This is a genomic window from Bradyrhizobium sp. Leo78 (genome assembly GCF_059512425.1).
The window spans coordinates 207,183-225,348 of the sequence record NZ_JCAMOT010000003.1 but is presented as its reverse complement, the minus strand read 5'-3'; the positions used below and the strand labels follow the sequence as shown (position 1 = coordinate 225,348).

Sequence of the window (18,166 nt, the reverse complement as noted above, 5' to 3'; positions counted from 1 at the left end):
CCCGCTCCTTCGTCATGGACGCCGCAGCGATGCGCCGTCCGCGCAATCCAAAGTCATGATCCGATGAGTGGCGTCACGACTTGTTGGGCAAATGACTCGGCGTGTACTGGTCCTTGTCATTCTTCTTGGTGAGGTCGCAGCCGATGTCGCCAAGCCAGTACGGCTTGATCGTTCCGTAGTCCTTCACGACGGTCACCTCATGTTGAGGACCGACGGAGATCAGACGCATGCGGTGAGAAGTGTGCTGGCTCTTCGGGTCGATGCAGACCTTGCCTTCGGGTGCATCGATGCACGCCTCACCAGTTGCGATCACCTTGCGCATGTCCTCGAGCTTGGTCGATTTCGCCTTCTCAACCAGCGCCTTGTACATGTAGAGCGCGTTATAGGCGTTGTAGCCCATGTCGTTGATGTAGAGTTCATCGGGGAACTTCGCGTGCCAGCGCTTCTTGAAGTCGTTGGCTTCGGGCGTATCAATCTCCTCGAACCAGTTCGCGGTCGCATGCATGTTGTTGAGCGCCGGCGGCTTGAACCGCTTGTGCTCGAAGCCGAGCATGACCTTGATCGACGAGCCCATCGGCAAATTGAGCTTTGCCGCGGCGGCCTGCTCGAAGAACGAGTCCTGGGCGGCGCCGACATTGATGGTCAGGAGCCAATCCGGCTTCGCCTTCTGGATATTCTGGATCGTCTGCGCGAACTGCGAAACGCCGAGCGGGATGAATTCCTCGCCGACGACCTCGCCGCCGAGATCCTTCATGATCTTGCGGTTCCACTCCGCCGAGATCTGTCCGAAATTGTAGTCGGCAGCGATGACGTAGACCTTCTTTCCGAACTTCTCGACCATCCAGGGGATCAGCGTCGAGAACTGCTGCTCGGGGACCGCCCCCATGCTGATCATGCTCGCGTCGCAGACGCCGCCTTCGTACTGGTTGGTGTAGAAATACGGCGTGGTCGTCCGATCGATGATCGGCCGGACGGCCTCGCGCGAAGCGGACGTGATGCCTCCGATCAGCACATCGACCTTGTCGCGACTGAGCAGACGTCGCGCAAACTCTTGATAGCGGGCATTGTCGCCCTGTGGATCGAGATGGATGAGCTCGATCTGCCGCCCGAGGATGCCGCCGCTCTTGTTGATCTCCTCGACCGCAAGCTGCGAGCCGTGAAGTTTCGGCATGCCCATGAATGCCAGATCGCCAGAGACGTCCTCGAGCAGACCGACCTTCAGCGGCGGCTCGGCTGCCTGCGCGGCACCGAACGCCGCCGTCCCCAGCACGATGCCAAGAAGAGCGGTCCGGAGCAGATGTCCTGATTTCATTGAAATGTCCCCTTGTTGAAAAGCGGCTGAAATTTACGCCTTGAGGTAGGTTTTCAGGATCGATGCACCCATCGTGTATTTCGGGTCGACCATGTTGCCGAGCCGCATGCGCCCGGTCTGGCTGAGCAGCATGTACGCGTCGATCTCGTCGAAGCCGTAATCCGCGCTCATCCATCGCGTGAGTTCGCGGTAGGCGATGCGGGCCGCATCCTCGAGCGGGCGTGCGCTGCCGATGGTCATGATGAAATCGCGCGTCTCCAGACGCGGCCAGGCAAAGCTCCAGTTCTTGATCAGATCGATCTGGAGCGTGACCGTCGCACGCTGTTCGAGCGCAACGCCGGAGAGTTCGCCATCGCCCTGTGTTGCATGGCAGTCGCCGACGTAAAGAAGCCCGCCCTCGGCATGCACGGGCAAATAAAGAACGGCCCCGGGTGCGACATCGGGCAGGTCCATGTTGCCGCCATGATAGTCCGGCTGCAACGAGGAGATTGCCTCGATCTCGGGCGAGACACCAATCGTGCCGATGAACGGCTCATAGGGCAGCGTGATCTTGTCGTTCCAGCGCACGCCGTTCCTGTCGACATGCAGCTTGCGGACGCGCTCAGGCAGCGGTGGATTGAGCATCGCTGTCGAGCTCGTCCCAACAAGCCCGCCGAACTCAGGGATGATGCAGGTCGTTCCGGCCGGCTGCTCGCCGCGAGTCTCAACGTCGTGGATATAGACGGCAAGGCAATCGCCCTTCTTGGCGCCCTTCACCGCGATCGGCCCGCATTGCGGGTTGAGGTAGGGAAAGTTCAGTTTCGCCGTCGGACTGTCGCTCTCGCTCGTAAGCACGCCGCCGAACGCGTCCTCGGTCTCGACGACAACGACCTCTCCCGGATCGATCGACAGCGTCGGCTTCGCGTAGGGTCCGTAGACGTAGTGAAAGCCCCCCTGCTGCTCGATCGTCAAACTACGTTTCGTGCCGGCCACCCCCTTGGCGAGGCCGCGCTTCGACATGATGGAACTCTGCAACCAATCTTCTGCTGTCATGCGAACGGCTCCTTGGATCAGAGAGCGGGATGATGCTTGTGCCAATCGGTGACGCGCTGGAACGCGTCACCCGCATGGACAAGACCCGCTTCATCGAAGTGGCGGCCGACAAACTGGAAGGCGACCGGGCCGCCGTTTGGGGCGAAACCGCCCGGAAGCGTAATGGTCGGGCTTCCGGTCATGTCGAACGGACAGGTGAAGCGCAGCAATCCGGCGATCAGGGAAGCGTCTTCGCCGAGCGTTGCCATCGTCGCGAGCGTGGGTGCGGCAAAGGCTTGGGCCGGCACAGCGATGAGATCGACCGTCTCAAACAACCGTCGCACCGCGCCGCGAAACGCTTCGCGCCGCAGTACAATCTTCTGATAGTCGGTGCCGGACTGCTGCAGGCCGAGGTCGAGCAGCCCCGCAAGCGCGGGACCGTATTCGCCCTTGCGCGAAGGGTAGGTCGCCTCGTGCGCAACCGCTGCCTCGATGCCGCAAAGCGGAAACCAGTCGTCGACAATGGCCTTGGTATCCGGAAAGGCGATCTCGCTGATTTCTGCGCCGAGGTCCACCGCGACCCGCAAAGCTTCACTGAGGACCTTGCTTGCGGCCTCATCGGTACCTTCGCTGGTCCAGCGCCGATCGACACCGATCGCAACGCCCCGCAGACTGCCGGACAGGCCGGCAAGATAGTCCGGCACGGCCAGCGGCACGGCGGTGGTGTCCTTGGCGTCCTCGCCCGCGATCGCGCCGAGCATGGCACCGCAATCGACCGCGCTGCGCGTCATTGGCCCGATATGATCCAGCGTCGCCGCGAGTTCGAACGCGCCATAGCGACTGACGCGCCCCCAGGTCGGCTTCAGCCCCGCGATGCCGTTGGCTGCGGACGGAAAGCGGATCGAGCCGCCGGTGTCGGTGCCGAGCGAGCCGAAGCAGAGGCCGGCTGCGGTGGCGGAACCCGAACCGCTCGACGACGCGCCCGACCACAAATCCATGTTCCATGGATTTTTCGGTGGGTCGATCTTCGGATGATGATCGGCGTAGGCACCTTCGGTCTGCTGCAGCTTGCCAAGGATGATCGCGCCCGCCTCTTTCAGGCGCGCAACGACCGTGGCATCCTCACTCGGACGGAAGTCGCGATGGATGGTCATTCCATGCGCGGCCGGTGCGCCCTTGACCCAGCAAAGATCCTTGATCGCAACCGGCACGCCGTGCAGCGGCCCCTTGACCTTGCCAGAGGATATTTCCTTTTCTGCTGCCGTCGCTTCCGCAAGCGCGGAATCAGCCATGACACAGGCGTAACTCTTGAGCTTGGGATCGAGCCGATCAATCCGTTCAAGCATCGCCTTTGTCACTTCGACAGGCGACAGCTTCTTCGCCTGTATCTGCTGCCCAACCTCGACCAACCCGAGATAGCAAATATCTGTCGTCGGCATCGCCTTTTGTTCCTCGCTCGTCGCTTCCCAGGCGCATCAGGCCGATCGTCGCGCACGCGCCATCGGCCTGGCGACACGCATGTTTCGCCAGTTTCTTGTACGGCAAAAGAAAAAAGCCACCCGCCCCTCCGAAATGAGGTGACGAATGGCTCAAATGCCGCTGCTATGGTCTATCGCATGGGCTCAAGATCGAACGGAGCAGTCGCCGCTGGGATCAGGACGTCATCGGCCTGACCGAAGCAAATTAAGGTTCGACAGTAAGCCCGGCAGTCAAAAATTCTAGGTTCGTGCCTAGCGCATTGTCAACGAGGGAGGTTGCACAAATTTCGCGAGCGTCATGCGCAGTAAATCGGCAAGACCTCTTGCACCGATATCGGCGATGATGATTTCCTCAGGGCTCCGTCTCGTCGAAAGCCATCAATGACAAAGCCGTCGGTTCCAGTTGGCATCATATGTTCGCAGTCCGGGCCCTATCAGGCCATGGGGCGCGAGATATTGAAGAGCGCCCTGATGGCGGTCGACGAGATCAACAATCACCCTGACTTTGATTTCTCGCTCACCGCGCATGTCCGCGATCCCCGCGGGGTCATTTCGGAATACCACACGGTTTGCGATGACCTCATTCGCAACGTGGGCGTCGAGCATATTATCGGCTGCTACACCTCGGCCTCGCGCAAGCAAGTTCTGCCGATCGTCGAGCGCACCGATCGCCTGCTCTGGTATCCCGCACGTTACGAAGGGTTCGAATGTTCCGACAATGTCATCTATGTCGGCGCGTCGCCAAACCACAATGTCCTGCCGCTCGTGCGCTACGTGCTCGACAATTTGTCACGACACATCTTCTGCGTCGGATCCAACTATGTCTGGACCTGGGAGACCAATCGCGTCACCCGCGAACTGGTAACAGCGGCGCAGGGAAGCATCCTTGCCGAACGGCTGCTCGAGCTGGGCGAAAGCGCAGTCGGGCACATCGTCGACGAAATCGTCCGCCGCAAGCCGCCCGTCGTCTTCAATACGCTCGTCGGCAGTTCGAGCTACGATTTCATCCGCGCCTTTCATGCCGCTACCACGGCGGCCGGTCTCGACATTCCGATGCTGAGTTGCAGCCTCTGCGAGCCGGAGCTCAAGATAGTCGGACCCGCATCCGCCGGATGCATCACGTCGTCAGCCTATTTCGAGAGCATCCGCCTGCCCGAGAACCTCGCCTTCGTGCAGCGCTGGAAGGCGCGTCATGGCGAAGCCAGCAGCCCCTCCGTCGATGGACAATCCACCTATGTCGCGGTGTATCTCTTGGCGCGCGCGCTGCATCGGGCCGGGACGTCTAACATTGGTGAGGTGCGGCGCGCGGCCGCCGGCTATCGCTACAATTCGCCGCAGGGACCGGTCTGGATCGATGGTGCCAATAACCATTGCGTCCTTACGCCGCGTCTGGCCGTCTCGAATGCGCAGGGACAGTTCGACATCTTCTGGGAGTCCGACGCACCGGTTAAGCCGGATCCCTATTTGACGCAGCTCGACATCGCCGCCGGACCCGTGCGTGAGAAGTCAAGGGACGGAACGTCGCCGAGTGCGCTTCATTTGCGGGTTGTGAAATGAGCAAACCGTCTTCATTTTCCCTCCGCGGCCGCAAGGCCCTCGTCGCCATCAAGGACGAGCGCGACCTGTCGATCGTCAGGCGCCAGTTCGAACGTCTGGGAATCGACGTCCTGACATGGGAGCAAGGAAGCGCTCTCGCGTGTCAGTCGGATGTGACGCTGATCGACGATGAATTCCTGCCGCTGACCTCGCCGACGCAGCGGGCCTTGCTTGGACAATGTCCTGTCATCGCCCTGCTCGGCACGGAGACTCCAAGCCGGCTGAAGCTGGTGCTGGAACTCGACCCGGCGTCATTTCTGGTCAAGCCGCTGCGCTCAGCCGGCATCTACGCCGCACTGGTGATGGCGTTCGAGCGGGCCGAACGCACCAACGAATTGAAGCAACAAGTCCTCAAGCTGGAAGAACGCCTGCGCTCGCGCCGCGTCGTATTGGCTGCCGTCCTTCAGGTGATGCACACGCACTCCGTTGCCGAACCTGCCGCTTTTGCGCTGATCCGGCGAGCTGCCATGGAGCAGCGCAAAACCATCGAGCAGATGTCGGCCGAAATCGCCGCGAACGGCAGCCTGCCCCGCGCGACAGGATAGATTCGCGATGATCTAATCGTTCTTCCTGGAAATTTCCGTGCCGGTCACCAGCGTCACCTCGCCATCGATGATGGGCTTGGCGACGCCGAAGAAGCGGAGGACGGCGTCGGAATTGTTGTGCATATCCATCGCTGCGCGATCGACGTAGCGCTCGTAGGTCGTGAACACACACGGGTCGATCGTGTCCTGCGATATGTAATAGCCGACAGTCGTCGTTTCGTTCGCGCGAACGCTCGCTGCGACTTCGAGCAGCGCCTGACGCATGACGGCCTCATGGCCCTTCTTGGCCCGGATAATCGCGGTGATGGTCAACATGTCGCCCTCCCCCGGCTCACGGATGATCGGCGGCGCCAGATCATCGTCCGGCTCGCGCAGCGCGAACATGCCATCTGTTCGCCTAATCGCTCAAGCCGTGACGCCGCTCCTGTGCATAGCGCACCAACGCGGCGAAGCGGTAGATGCCGTGGACGAACTTGCCATAGGGCATGGTGATGAACAGCGCGAACACGGCGCCGAGATGCAGCGCGAGCAGCGGTCCCATCGCCGGCGTCTCGCGCAACAGCAGCAGCGCCATTCCGGTGATGCCCGTCAGGAACAGCATGGCGATGAACCCGACATCCATGCCATAGCTGGTATCATCGAGCAGCGCGGGATCACGCTGTCCTTTCGCCAGGAGCAGCCCGATCGGCCCGACGATCAGGCCGATGCCGCCGAGCGAGCCAAGCACGACCGGCAGGTCCCACCACGCATACGGCGCCTCGCGTCCCAGAAGATAGTGATAGAGCGTGGCGACCGACGTCGCAGCAAAGCACAGCAGGAAGCCGTAGAAGGTGAGATGGTGATAGAGCTTACGCCGATCAGTGGGCCGATCGTCCTCATTGTAGCAGCCGACCCCGCCGCCATGGAGATAGCGCAGCTCACCGGCATCGCGAATCGCCTGGAAGATCGAGCCGCCATCGGCGCGCGCACCGATCGGCTCGCCAATATCGCGCCAGAATGCGCGCACGCTCATGACGAGAGCCAGGATCGCATAGAGAAAAGCCGCGCTGAACAGCGCCGCCATCGCATTGTGCGGCATCAGCTTGTAGAAGGCGCCGGGGCCGGTGTGGACGCCGAAGAGCAGCGTCGGCCCGTTGAAGGCGGCAAAGCCGAAGATGAAAGCGGCCATGCTGAAGGCGGCAATCAGGCTGATGACGAGCCCATTGCGTGCGAACACGCCGGACAGCGCGCGCGGCCAGGCATAGGCGGCATAGGATTCGGCGCGCGCCACCGCCAGCGTCTTCGGCACATTGACGTTGAATTCATGCGGCGGCGAGAACTGGCAGTCGACATAGCAGGCGCCGCAGGCGTGACAGAGATTGGCGAGATAGTTGAGGTCGCCATCAGAGAACGACCGGCGCATCTCCATCGCGGGGAAGACCGCGCACAGCCCCTCGCAATAGCGACACGAATTGCAGACCGTCATCAGACGATCGGCTTCCTGCAAGATCCTAGTTCCGTGCATTCTTTGCCGCTTCCCGTCCTGCGATCCGGCCGAACACGCTGCCGATGGTCATGCCGATCCCGGCGGCATAGCCGCGTCCCAGCACATTGCCGGCCATGATCTCGCCGGCGGCGAACATGTTGGCGGAAGGTTTGCCATCCTTCATCAGCATCCGCGCCTGCTTGTTCACGCGCGTGCCGAGATAGGTGAAGGTGATGCCGGGCCGCACCGGATAGGCGAGATAAGGCGGCGTCTCGATCCGGCGCGCCCAATGCGTCTTCGGCGGCACGATGCCTTCGGTGCGGCAATCATCCAGGATGGTGTGATCGAAGGTGCCGGGCCGCACCGCGGCGTTGAACTCGGTGATGGTCTTTTCCAGCGCCGCCGGATCAAGCTCAAGCTTGCCGGCAAGCTCGGCGATCGTACCGCCCGCGATCGGCGGGAACAGCGTCGGCATGAAGCTGGTCACGACGGTCGAATCGAAAATGATGTGGGCGATCTGGTCGGGCTGTGCGGCGACCAGCCGGCCCCAGATCGCATAGCGCTTCGGCCAGATATCCTCGCCTTCGTCGTAGAAGCGCTCGGCGTGTTTGTTGACGACGATGCCGAACACGACGGAGTCATGGCGTGTGATGATGCCGCCGTCGAATTTCGGCGCGCGGGCGTCGATCGCCACCGCGTGGCACTGCGTGGGATCGCCGACCTCCTGCACGCCCTTGGCCAATAGCACCTTCAGGATCGAGCCGCGATTGTAGGGCGTGCCGCGGATCAGGAAGTTGTCGGCGGCCTCGCCCCAATATTCCCTGAGCCATTCGATGTTGGCTTCGAAACCGCCGGCGGCGGCCACCAGCGTTGAGGCGCTTACCTCCGTTGTGCCGTCGATCGGCCGCCTCAGTTCGGCCGAGAGGAACACGCCGTCCTCGACCTTGATATCGACGACTTCGGCATCATAGCGGATGTCGACGCCAAGCCGTTCCGCGGTGAGATAGAGCGCGTTCAGCATCGCGCGTCCGCCGCCGAGGAAGAATGAATTGGTGCGGCCAAGGCTGAGCGTGCCGCCGAGCGAGGCCTGCCAGCGCACCCCCTGTTCCACGATCCAGTTCAGGATATCCTTGGACTCGTGGATCATGAACCTGGCGAGGTCCTCGTCGGTCTCCCCGCCGGTAACGCGCAAGAGATCGTCCCAGAATTCCTCCTCGGTATAGGGGCCGGTGAGGATCTCGGTCGCGGCGTCGTGGGCGCAGCGCATGTTGCGCGTATGGCGCGTATTGCCGCCGCGGTAGAACTTTGGCGCCCCCTCCAGCACCAGCACCGAAGCGCCCGCGCGGCGCGCGCTGATCGCCGCGCACATGGCCGCGTTGCCGCCACCGATCACCAGCACATCGTATTTGCTGTATTTGCTGCTCATTCCCTCTGCCCAACCGAAAGGCCATTTTCGGCGCTTTCCGGGATGCCTGCACCATTGTCCATTTCTGTATACAAAGATATACATAAGCACCGCAAGCGCCGTCTTTGCATGGGATTGATGCGCTTTGCGACCGGAGACAGGATGGCAAAGCGGCCAAACAAGGCGATCGGATCGATTTCGCGCGGTTCCGGCGTTCAGCTCGGGGAAGCCGTGTTCCGCTCATTGTGCGAGGCGCTGAAGGCGGGAGCCTATCGGGCCGGAGACCGGCTGCGGGAAGAAGAGGTGGCACAGCGGCTGAAGGTCAGCCGCACGCCGGTACGCGAAGCGCTGGGTCGGCTTGCGGCGCGCGGTTTCGTGGCGCCGGCGGGCGGACGGGGGCTGATCGTCCGCAGCCTCGATATCGGCGAGGTGCTCGAGCTTTATACCATGCGCGAGATCCTGGAAGGCTCGGCCGCCCGGCTCGCCGCCGAACACGCCTCGCAGCCCGAGATCGATGCCCTGACCGACATCGAGCAGGCCTTTGCGGAACACCCGGACGATCCAGTCGAGATGGCAGAGCTCAACCGCGCCTTCCATGAAGCGATCTGCCGCGCTGCCCGCAATCGCTATCTCGATAATGCTTCCAGGGAGCTGCAGGATTGGATTGCGCTGCTCGGCCCCACCACATTCTCCGTGGCCGGCCGCCCGTCGACCAGCCGCAGGGAACATCGCGCCATCATCAGCGCTATCGCGGCCCGCGACAGCGACAAGGCGGAGAAGCTGGCGCGCACCCATATCCGGGAAGCGCTGCGCTGCCGCCTGAAACTTCTGCAGAAGCAATAGCGCATGCTGCGCGCTATTTCCTTGCCCGCCGCTGCGTACGCGCCGTCCCCTCGAGCGGTGGGGTGGCGCGGTCCAGGAGCTCGGTCGGACCGCCGAGCGAGCGCGTCAGCCGCGCCGCCGCTTGCGACAGCAGCGATGACATCGTCTTGATACTGTCCTTGGTGAAGCGCGGCTTGGGGCCGGACAGCGACAGCGCGCCGACGAGCTTGCCGTTCGGCCCGAACACGGGACAGGCAATGCCGGCACAGTCCGGGTCGCGCTCGCCGAACGAAACCGCAATGCCGCCCTTCCTGATGGGATCGTAGGCCTCGCCGCTCTCGCCATCGAACGCCAGGATGACTCGTCCTGCGGCGCCGCGGTCGAGCGGCAGCAGCATGCCGGCCTCGACGCGGTCGAGCGTCGAGTGCTGGGAATCGATGCGAAACACGCACAAGCGGCGCTTGCCGTCATGTCGGACGTGGAACGACGGACTTTCCGTGCCCGCGGCCACGAGTTGCCGCAGGACCGGCATCACCTGGTCATGCAGATTATTGGCGCGCTGATAGATCGCGCCCAATCGGAACGGCGTCGGCCCGAGATGGTAGCGGCCGTCGGTGAGCTGCACGAGATAGCCGAATTCCTGCAGCGAGGTCATCAGCCGCAGCAGCGTGCTCTTGTACATCCCGGTGTGCCGCGACAGCTCGGCGAGACTCATCGGCTCCGGCCTTTCCTCGAACGCCCCCAGGATAGTGAGCGCACGGTCGACGGCGGCAACGCCGGGCGAACGCATGGTGCTTCCTATTTGGAGAAGCCGGCGGGATCGATCAGCTTTGCGATGACTGGAAAATACGCATCCCCCATCCCCTTGTCGATCGTCTCCTCGAAAATGCTGCGCAGGAGCGCTGCGCCCCGCAGGTTCAGGCCGGCCTGGCCGCCCAGCTCAAGCGCATAGGTCAGATCCTTCAGTGCATATTCGGTCGAGAATGCCCGCAGCGGGAATTCCTTCGCCACGATCGCCTTCATGCCGTGATTGCGGAGCGCAAAACTGTCCGCCGACCCCTTGGACAGGGTTTCCAGCAGCAGTTTCGGTTCGACGCCGCTGTGGCTCGCGACGGCAACAGCTTCTGCCAATGCATTGACCGTCTCGAACAGCACCATGTTGTTCAGGATCTTCGTCACCTGGCCGGCGCCGGTGCCGCCGCAGAGCGTGACGTCGGTGGCGAAATGCCGGATCACCGGCTCGACCTTGGCAAACGCATCGACTGTGGCGCCAACCATCACGCTGAGCGTGCCATCCTGCGCCGCTTGGCGGGTGCGGGCGATCGGCGCGTCGATCCACAGCGCGCGCTTTTCCGCCAGGCGCCGCGCAAACTCGCGGGTCATGCCGACTTCGGAGGTACCGAGGTCGATCACGGTCTGACCGCTTCGGATCGATTGCGCGATGCCGCCCTCGAAGGCCGATGACACATGCCTCGCGCTCGGCAGGCAGATGAAGGTGATCTCGCTGCCGCTGACAACATCGGCAATCGACCCGGCGGCCACGCCGCCATCGGCGACGATCCGGGCCAGCGGCTCCGCCGAAAGGTCGAACGCCAGCACCTTCTGTCCGCTCTTGCGCACCAGATTGCGGCAGATCGGCTCGCCCATGACGCCAAGACCGATGAACCCGATTGTCCCTGTCATGCAGGCATTCTCCTCACACTTTGGGGCGGCGCCCCGCCCGTCTCGATAACTTCACTTGACCAGCGGACAGCCGCCTTCGCTCATGGGCCGGAACACCTCTTCGCCAGGCCTCGAGCTGACGATTCGGTAGTAGTCGTACTTGTACTTCGATTCTTCCGGCTTCTTCACCTGCACGAGATACATGGTGTGCAGCACCCGTCCATCAGGACGAATCACGACATCCTTGTTGTACATGTCGTTGACCTTCATCTCGTGCATCTTGGCGGCAACGGCGGTCGCATCCGTCGTTCCGGCCGCCTTCACCGCGGCGAGATAGTGGTGGACGCCGCTATAGACGCCGGCCTGGACCATGCTGGCGACCTTGCCGTCCATCAACGCCGCATAGCGCTTCGACCAGGCGCGGGTCACCTCATTGAGGTCCCAGTAGAAGGAGGTCGTCACCTGCAGGCCTTGCGTCGCCTTCAGCCCGAGCGAGTTGACGTCGGTAATGAAGACAAGGAGACCCGCCAGCTTCTGCCCGCCTTCGACGATGCCGAACTCGCCGGCCTGCTTGATCGCGGTCTGCACGTCCGCGCCCGAGGTCGCAAGCCCGACGACATCGGCCTTCGAGCCTTGCGCCTGCAGCAGGAACGAGGCGAAGTCCGCCGTGCCGAGCGGGTGCGCGGCCGAACCGATCACCTTGCCGCCGGCGGCCTCGATGAACTTGGTGGCGTCGCGCTGCAAAGCATGGCCGAACGCATAGTCTGCCGTGACGAAATACCAGGTCTTGCCGCCGGCGCGCGTGATCGCATCGCTGGTCAGCTTCGACAGCGCATAGGTATCGTAGTTGAAGTGAAAGCTGATCGGCGAGCAGGACTTTCCGGTGAAGTCGGACGAGCCTGGGCCGCTGATGACGAAAATCTTGTTCTTCTGCCGCGCGATTTCGAGGATGGCAAAGCCGGCGGACGATGCGGCACCATCAGCGATCATGTCGACGCCTTCATTGTCGAACCATTTGCGCGCGGTGGCGGAGGCAATGTCCGGCTTGTTCTGGTGATCGGCGGTGATGATCTCGATCTTCTTGCCGAGGATTTCGTTGCCGAAATCCTCCGCCGCGAGCTTCGCCGCGGCCACCGAGCCGCGGCCACCATTGTCGGCGAACACACCGGATTGGTCGTTGAGCACGCCGATTCGAATGACGTTATCGGCTGCCGACGCGACACTCACCTGCGCGGCCAGCACGGCCGCGATTATCAAACGTAACTTCATCAATACGCTCCCTACCTAATTCAAGTATTCTGTCCGTTCAGGATGTCCTGCAGCACTGGAGCGATGTAGGCGCGGAATTGCGCTGGATTCTCGCTCATCGGGAAATGGCCGAGCCGCTCCATGATCGTGGCCTTGGCGCCGGGAATGCTCGCGGCGGTACGCAGCGTGTCCTCCGGCGTGCAGGAAAAATCGTATTCGCCGGTCAAGAGATAGAGCGGGCACTGGCGCACATCGATCTGGCCGACGCGGCCGCGCAAATCGCCGTCGACCCGGTAGAAATAGAGATCGCCCTTGAAGATGCCGGGACCGCCCTGCTTGTAGCCCCAAAGGGTCTCGTCGCGCGCGACCACTGGACCGTTCGGCGCGATCAGGCCCGAGACCAGCGCCGCGCAAACTTCGCCGCCATGGACATCGGACCGGTTCAGCCATGCCGTGTCGTACCAGGGCTGCTGGAAATCGGCGGCCTCAAGGCCGATCAACGCGCGAAACTCGCTGGCGTGCGAGATCGCAAGATTGAGGACGATACGGCCGCCGATCGAGCAGCCCATCACCACCGGCCGATCGAGATTCAGCGCGCTGCAAAAGGCGCGGATGATGGCCGTGTAGGTCGCGGTCGTCAGCCTGTACTCGTTGCCATACTGGCTGTCCGGCGGGTTCGACTTGCCGTGCCAGGGCATATCAAACGCGATGATGCGGAATCGCTTCGTGAACTCTTCGTCGACCAGCAAATGGCGCCACTGCCGCGCATCGGAGCCGGCGGTGTGCAGGCAGACCAGGGGAATACCGGTGCCATTCTCCTCGAAATAGATGCGGTTGATCTCGCCATCGATCTCGACATGGACGTAGCGTCCGACGATCGGTTCGACAGAGCCGCTCATGGCGCGCTCACCAATTCGCTGCGACGTGGCAGCGCCAGGAGATCCTTGAAGTACTGCAGGTGCGACATGAAGGGATGCAGATCGCCTTCCAGTGTCGCCTCCCCGCGCTTGGTAAGCGCGAGCAGATCGTGCCAGCCCGGCGGCGGCACCGCCTGCCAATAGGCGCGATACGCGGCCGGCGTCGCGCGATAGGCGAAGCGCCAGGACCGCATCAGCACCGGCGCGGGAGTCATATCGAGGATGCGCCCGCCGCAAATGGTCACGTGAAAGGGCTGCACCGTGGGTCCGAGCAGGCACTCCACGTCAAGCAGCCGGCCGCGGCCGATCAGCTTCTCGTCGCGCGACAGCAACTCTGGAATGGTCTTGAACGCATCGACCACCTGATTGTCGAACGCAACAGATGGCCGGTCGGTCGATGCCGCATCAGGGTTCACGCTCGATTCCTCCGGGCCGCCCGTTCTGCAGAGCAGAACGATGTTCTATTTTTCTGTCACCCGTTTAAACGCACTTCCTGGCTGAACTCAAGGGGATTCGGCCGCGGTTGGCGGTCGAGCCAGCGCTAAAGGTATTTCCGCGCGATCCGAGGGAGCGCGGGCATCACCACAATGGCGGCGGGATGATCCGTGCCCGGCTAACGCGCCGGGGAGATTCTCTGTAATGAGGCGATGTCAGCGCGGTTGATCGCGGGAAGACGTCGAATGCAAGCGCGTCGACCGCCGCTGCTGGCGCCAATGATATATTTCGATCGAGGCCGGAGCGCTCAATGCGCGCCAAGGCAGCCGTCTTACGGTAAAATCACCGGCGTTGCGGCGTTTCGTCGTCCTGCTGTGAGCTGGCTTCATCCGCCGCCGGGAATATGGCGTCGTAGATCGCACGCGCTTCCCGGATAAGCCGGGCCCGCTCGAGCTCAGACTTTGGAACAAATCGAACGACTTCACCCATATGCGGCTCCAAGCCAGACTGGGGCAGTTCCCCGTTGGATGACAACTATCATTTCAAATAGATCGTAAATCCTGTCCGGATCCGCATCCCATCTGTCCCGATGCGGGCATAAAATGATCGTGAAATCGCGTGAGAGAAGGAACCGAAAGTCCCCGACTATTTCCTCGAAACGGTGACGACTGCCGAACTGATCGCTGCTTTGTCGACGACTTCTGATTCAAAGGAGACAGTTCAATGACCGCTCGCATCGAGACACCCGTCGGAGTCGCGGCGGAGCAAACAAATCCCGAGATCGTCAACCAGGACAGGCGCAAGTTGCTGACTGCCACCGCGATGGGAATCGCTGTCGCAGGCGCGGCCAACTTGTTTCCTGCCTATCCGGCGCCGGCCGACACAAACGATGCGATCCGGCCCTTCCGCATCAACATCCCCGAGCAAGACCTCGTCGAGCTTCGCCGGCGCATCGTTGCGACGCGCTGGCCCGACCGCGAGACGGTCGACGACCAGTCGCAGGGCATCCAACTCGGCAAGCTCAAGCCGCTCGTCGAATATTGGGGCAAAGGCTACGACTGGCGAAAGGCGGAAGCGAAGCTGAACTCTCTGCCCCAGTTCATGACCGAGATCGACGGCCTCGATATTTATTTTATTCACGTCCGCTCCAAGCATCCCAATGCGCTACCGGTCATCATCACCCATGGCTGGCCGGGCTCGGTGTTCGAGAACCTCAAGGTCATCGGTCCGCTCACGGATCCGACTGCCCACGGCGGACGCGCGCAGGACGCCTTCGACGTGGTCATCCCTTCGATGCCGGGCTTTGGCTTCTCCGGCAAGCCGACCGACACCGGGTGGGGTCCCGACCGCATCGCGCGAAGCTGGGCGGAGCTGATGCAGCGCCTTGGCTACACGAAATACGTCGCGCAGGGCGGCGACTGGGGCTCGCCCGTGTCGAGCGCGATGGCGCGCCTGGCGCCGGCAGGCCTGCTCGGCATCCACATCAACCTGCCGGCGGTCGTGCCATCGGAGATTGCCGCTGTGATCGCCGCCGGTGGGCCGGCGCCGGAGGGACTGTCCGAGAAGGAACGCGCGGCGTTCGACGCGCTCAGCGCGGCAGCCAAAAAAGGCAACAGGTCGTACGCGGTGATCATGGGCGCGCGGCCCCAGACCATCGGCTACGCCTTGGCGGACTCTCCGACAGGTCTCGCAGCATGGATGCTCGGCCATCCCGGCTTCACGAATTGGACCTACGACAACAGCGATCCAGAAAAGTCGCCTGACGAGGTGCTCGACGACATCACGCTTTACTGGCTGACGAACAGCGCAACGTCGGCGGCGCGGATCTATTGGGAATACGGCGGTGGGCGCAGCCCTGTGCTGGCGGCCGGAGAAAAGACTTCCGAGATCTCGCCGCCGGTTGCCATCACGGTATTTCCGGGGGAAAGCTATCAAGCCCCGGAGACCTGGGCCCGACGCGCCTATCGCAACCTCATCCATTTCCACGAGGTCGAGAAGGGCGGCCACTTCGCGGCCTGGGAGCAGCCGGAGCTCTTCAGCGCGGAGATCCGAGCCGCGTTCAGGCCGCTGCGGCAATCGATGTGAGATGAACAGGCACGCCAACCGACGACCAACATCAGGGAGATATCCATGACCGGTGCAACCGAAGGCGTGAGAGTACGGGTCGACATGAAGCTGGAGATCCTCGTCATTCCCGTTTCGGATGTCGACCGCGCGAAGCAGTTCTACGCGAACCTTGGCTGGAGGCTCGATGCCGACTTCGCCGCCGGTGACTGGCGCGTGATCCAGTTCACGCCGCCTGGCTCGCCCTGTTCAGTCATCTTCGGCAAGAACGTCACCGCGGCGGCGCCCGGCTCCGCGCAAGGCCTCTATCTGGTCGTCTCCGACATCGAAGCCGCCCGCAACGATCTGCTCAGTCGCGGCGTCAAGGTCAGCGAGGCCTTCCACGGCGGCGGCGACGTGCACACTGGCACTGACGAACCCTATCTATTTGGCCGGCTGCGGGTCAGCGGCCCCGATCCCGAGCGTGGGAGCTACCAGTCGTTTGTCTCCTTCAGCGATCCTGATGGCAACGGCTGGCTGGTCCAGGAAATCACCGCGCGTTTGCCGGGACGGGTGGACACGGACGGCACGACATTCGCCTCGCGTACCGATCTCGCGAGCGCGCTCCGGCGTGCGGCGGCCGCACATGGCGAGCACGAGAAGCGGAATGGCGGCCAGCGCGATGAGAACTGGCCTGACTGGTACGCCGAGTACATCGTCAATGAACAGGCCGGCAAGCCATTGCCATCATAGCAACGGCGTTGCCCGCAGCGCGTCGGTCAGTCGCCGCTCCATGAAGCAGAGCGGCGACTGGACGCGGAGTGGCTGCGCTGCCCTCAGGCCCGCTGCGGCATCGCCACGGGCAAGTCGTGCTGCGCCACCGGCTCGTCGGCGGCGATATCCTCCCGATAGGTCTCGGGCCCGATCCACACCGCGATCACCGTACACAGCGACAGGAACATCGCGTAGCAGGCGACCGGCCACCAACTGCCATAGGCCGCGACCAGCGCCGTTGCGACGAACGGCGCCGGACCGCCCGCAAGCAGCGAGCCGAGCTCGCGCGCAAACGCGAATCCGGCAAAGCGCCGCTGCGGCGGGAACAGCTCGGCGAAGTAAGCGGCTTGCGGTCCGAACATCGCGGCCGTCACCACGGCCCTCGCCAGGATGAAGGCCACCGCGATCCAGATCCATTCTTTGGTCCCGACCATCCAGAAGAACGGGAAAGCCAGCGCCACGCCGGCGAGCGCGCCAAACATGTAGACCGGCCGCCGTCCGATGCGATCGGACAGCGCCGCAAAGCCGAGGATCGCAAACAATTCGACGGTGAACGCGAGCATCAGCGCGCTCAGCGCCTCCGATTTCGGGACGCCCACGGTGGTGATGACATAGCTGAGGCCGAACACCGGGAAGAAATAGCCGAGCCCGTTCTCGGCCATCCGCGCGCCGAGCACGACCAGGAAGTTGCGCGGATGCTGGCGCAGCGCCTCCATGGCCGGATTGCGCTCGACCTTGCCTCGCGCGACGACGGCCTCGGTATAGACAGGCGTTTCCGTCACGCGCAGGCGCACGAAAATGCCGACCAGGATCAACAGGAAGCTCGCCAGGAACGGCAGGCGCCAGCCCCAGCTCAGCATCGCCTCGCGCGGCAGCATGGTCACCAGCGCAAAGGCGCCGGCGGCAAGCAGATTGCCGACGGATACGCCAAGCGGCGCGAAGCCGCCCCAGAAGCCGCGATGCCTCGCCGGCGCATTCTCCACCAGATAGATCACCGCCCCGCCATATTCAGCGCCGGCGCCGAGGCCCTGCACCACGCGCATTGCGACCAGCAGCAATGGCGCCCAGATCCCGATCTGATTGTAGGTCGGCAGCAGCCCGATCGCGGTAGTGCCGACGCCGATCATCAGCAGCGTCGCGACCAGCACCGGCTTGCGGCCATAGCGATCACCCATGATGCCGAAAATGATGCCGCCCAACGGGCGCACCACGAAGCCGACACCGAAGGTCAGGAACGCCAGCAGCGTTCCGACGACGGGATCGCTCTTGGGAAAGAATAGCTCGCCGAACACCAGCGCAGCCGCCGTGCCATAGAGGAAGAAGTCATACCATTCGAGCGCGGAGCCGACGCTCGCAGCAAGGATCACACGTAAACGCGATTGGCCGGCGCCGCCGGCCTTGAGCTCGGTCATTGGTTTCCATCCCTGTTGTTTGTTTATTGATCGTCGCAAGC

18 protein-coding genes are annotated in these 18,166 nt (G+C 63.0%); 5 read left to right on the top strand and 13 right to left on the bottom strand.

The annotated features are described in order from the left end of the window. Positions 1 to 73 precede the first annotated feature (73 nt). The 3 genes from AC5ZG1_RS05725 to AC5ZG1_RS05715 are packed head-to-tail and all read right to left on the bottom strand — an operon-like array spanning position 74 to position 3,762. Positions 74 to 1,312 carry an urea ABC transporter substrate-binding protein gene (locus AC5ZG1_RS05725; protein ID WP_496132225.1) on the bottom strand — a complete coding sequence of 413 codons (1,239 nt, stop codon included), beginning with the start codon at positions 1,310 to 1,312 and terminating at the stop codon, positions 74 to 76. Between the two features lie 33 nt (positions 1,313 to 1,345). Beyond that, positions 1,346 to 2,344, bottom strand: coding sequence for an acetamidase/formamidase family protein (locus AC5ZG1_RS05720; RefSeq protein ID WP_130223970.1), 999 nt, complete (start codon positions 2,342 to 2,344; stop codon positions 1,346 to 1,348). Positions 2,345 to 2,361: 17 nt separating this feature from the next. After that, the gene (locus tag AC5ZG1_RS05715; RefSeq protein ID WP_496132224.1) at positions 2,362 to 3,762 is read right to left on the bottom strand and encodes an amidase; all 1,401 of its coding nucleotides are present in this window, start codon (positions 3,760 to 3,762) and stop codon (positions 2,362 to 2,364) included. Between the two features lie 420 nt (positions 3,763 to 4,182). Between AC5ZG1_RS05715 and AC5ZG1_RS05710 the strand changes: the two genes are divergently transcribed. Together AC5ZG1_RS05710 and AC5ZG1_RS05705 are read left to right on the top strand one after the other, a co-directional pair. Beyond that, positions 4,183 to 5,358 (top strand): transporter substrate-binding domain-containing protein, encoded by a 1,176-nt coding sequence (locus tag AC5ZG1_RS05710; protein WP_496132223.1) that lies wholly within the window; start codon positions 4,183 to 4,185, stop codon positions 5,356 to 5,358. Then, on the top strand, positions 5,355 to 5,942 hold the full coding sequence (locus AC5ZG1_RS05705; RefSeq protein WP_028162218.1) for an ANTAR domain-containing response regulator: 588 nt from the start codon (positions 5,355 to 5,357) through the stop codon (positions 5,940 to 5,942). The genes AC5ZG1_RS05710 and AC5ZG1_RS05705 overlap by 4 nt, the downstream gene beginning before the upstream one ends. Before the next feature lie 12 nt (positions 5,943 to 5,954). Here AC5ZG1_RS05705 and AC5ZG1_RS05700 read toward each other — a convergent pair whose 3' ends face one another. The 3 genes from AC5ZG1_RS05700 to tcuA all read right to left on the bottom strand — a co-directional run bounded on the left by AC5ZG1_RS05700 (position 5,955) and on the right by tcuA (position 8,833). Continuing rightward, the gene (locus AC5ZG1_RS05700; protein ID WP_130224099.1) at positions 5,955 to 6,257 is read right to left on the bottom strand and encodes a putative quinol monooxygenase; all 303 of its coding nucleotides are present in this window, start codon (positions 6,255 to 6,257) and stop codon (positions 5,955 to 5,957) included. 82 nt (positions 6,258 to 6,339) lie between these two features. After that, entirely contained in the window at positions 6,340 to 7,446 is a 1,107-nt protein-coding gene (tcuB, locus tag AC5ZG1_RS05695) for a tricarballylate utilization 4Fe-4S protein TcuB (protein ID WP_456642687.1), read from the bottom strand. Next, positions 7,433 to 8,833 (bottom strand): FAD-dependent tricarballylate dehydrogenase TcuA, encoded by a 1,401-nt coding sequence (gene tcuA, locus AC5ZG1_RS05690; RefSeq protein WP_496132222.1) that lies wholly within the window; start codon positions 8,831 to 8,833, stop codon positions 7,433 to 7,435. The genes tcuB and tcuA overlap by 14 nt, the downstream gene beginning before the upstream one ends. A gap of 141 nt (positions 8,834 to 8,974) precedes the next feature. Between tcuA and AC5ZG1_RS05685 the strand changes: the two genes are divergently transcribed. After that, positions 8,975 to 9,655: a GntR family transcriptional regulator gene (locus tag AC5ZG1_RS05685; RefSeq protein ID WP_496132221.1), complete on the top strand. Its 681-nt coding sequence runs from the start codon at positions 8,975 to 8,977 to the stop codon at positions 9,653 to 9,655. 13 nt (positions 9,656 to 9,668) lie between these two features. Here AC5ZG1_RS05685 and AC5ZG1_RS05680 read toward each other — a convergent pair whose 3' ends face one another. From AC5ZG1_RS05680 to AC5ZG1_RS05655, 6 genes are all read right to left on the bottom strand, one after another. Continuing rightward, positions 9,669 to 10,424, bottom strand: coding sequence for an IclR family transcriptional regulator (locus AC5ZG1_RS05680; RefSeq protein WP_496132220.1), 756 nt, complete (start codon positions 10,422 to 10,424; stop codon positions 9,669 to 9,671). 8 nt (positions 10,425 to 10,432) lie between these two features. Then, positions 10,433 to 11,317 carry an NAD(P)-dependent oxidoreductase gene (locus AC5ZG1_RS05675; RefSeq protein WP_496132219.1) on the bottom strand — a complete coding sequence of 295 codons (885 nt, stop codon included), beginning with the start codon at positions 11,315 to 11,317 and terminating at the stop codon, positions 10,433 to 10,435. Positions 11,318 to 11,368: 51 nt separating this feature from the next. Further along, on the bottom strand, positions 11,369 to 12,565 hold the full coding sequence (locus AC5ZG1_RS05670) for an ABC transporter substrate-binding protein (protein ID WP_130223954.1): 1,197 nt from the start codon (positions 12,563 to 12,565) through the stop codon (positions 11,369 to 11,371). Between the two features lie 20 nt (positions 12,566 to 12,585). After that, complete coding sequence (locus tag AC5ZG1_RS05665) at positions 12,586 to 13,443, bottom strand: alpha/beta fold hydrolase (protein WP_496132218.1); 858 nt, start codon at positions 13,441 to 13,443, stop codon at positions 12,586 to 12,588. Further along, positions 13,440 to 13,877: a hypothetical protein gene (locus AC5ZG1_RS05660; protein ID WP_130223950.1), complete on the bottom strand. Its 438-nt coding sequence runs from the start codon at positions 13,875 to 13,877 to the stop codon at positions 13,440 to 13,442. Before AC5ZG1_RS05660 ends, AC5ZG1_RS05665 begins: the two co-directional genes overlap by 4 nt. Positions 13,878 to 14,238: 361 nt before the next feature. Then, positions 14,239 to 14,385: a hypothetical protein gene (locus AC5ZG1_RS05655; RefSeq protein ID WP_165435076.1), complete on the bottom strand. Its 147-nt coding sequence runs from the start codon at positions 14,383 to 14,385 to the stop codon at positions 14,239 to 14,241. Positions 14,386 to 14,619: 234 nt separating this feature from the next. Here AC5ZG1_RS05655 and AC5ZG1_RS05650 point away from each other — a divergent pair, with 234 nt between their 5' ends. Both AC5ZG1_RS05650 and AC5ZG1_RS05645 read left to right on the top strand, forming a co-directional pair. Continuing rightward, positions 14,620 to 15,981, top strand: a complete 1,362-nt coding sequence (locus tag AC5ZG1_RS05650) for an epoxide hydrolase family protein (RefSeq protein WP_496132217.1) — start codon at positions 14,620 to 14,622, stop codon at positions 15,979 to 15,981. Positions 15,982 to 16,026: 45 nt separating this feature from the next. Continuing rightward, on the top strand, positions 16,027 to 16,692 hold the full coding sequence (locus AC5ZG1_RS05645) for a VOC family protein (protein ID WP_496132216.1): 666 nt from the start codon (positions 16,027 to 16,029) through the stop codon (positions 16,690 to 16,692). 83 nt (positions 16,693 to 16,775) lie between these two features. On the opposite strand, the gene AC5ZG1_RS05640 is transcribed toward AC5ZG1_RS05645, so the two are convergent. Continuing rightward, entirely contained in the window at positions 16,776 to 18,125 is a 1,350-nt protein-coding gene (locus tag AC5ZG1_RS05640; RefSeq protein WP_496132215.1) for an MFS transporter, read from the bottom strand. Between the last annotated feature and the right edge of the window lie 41 nt (positions 18,126 to 18,166).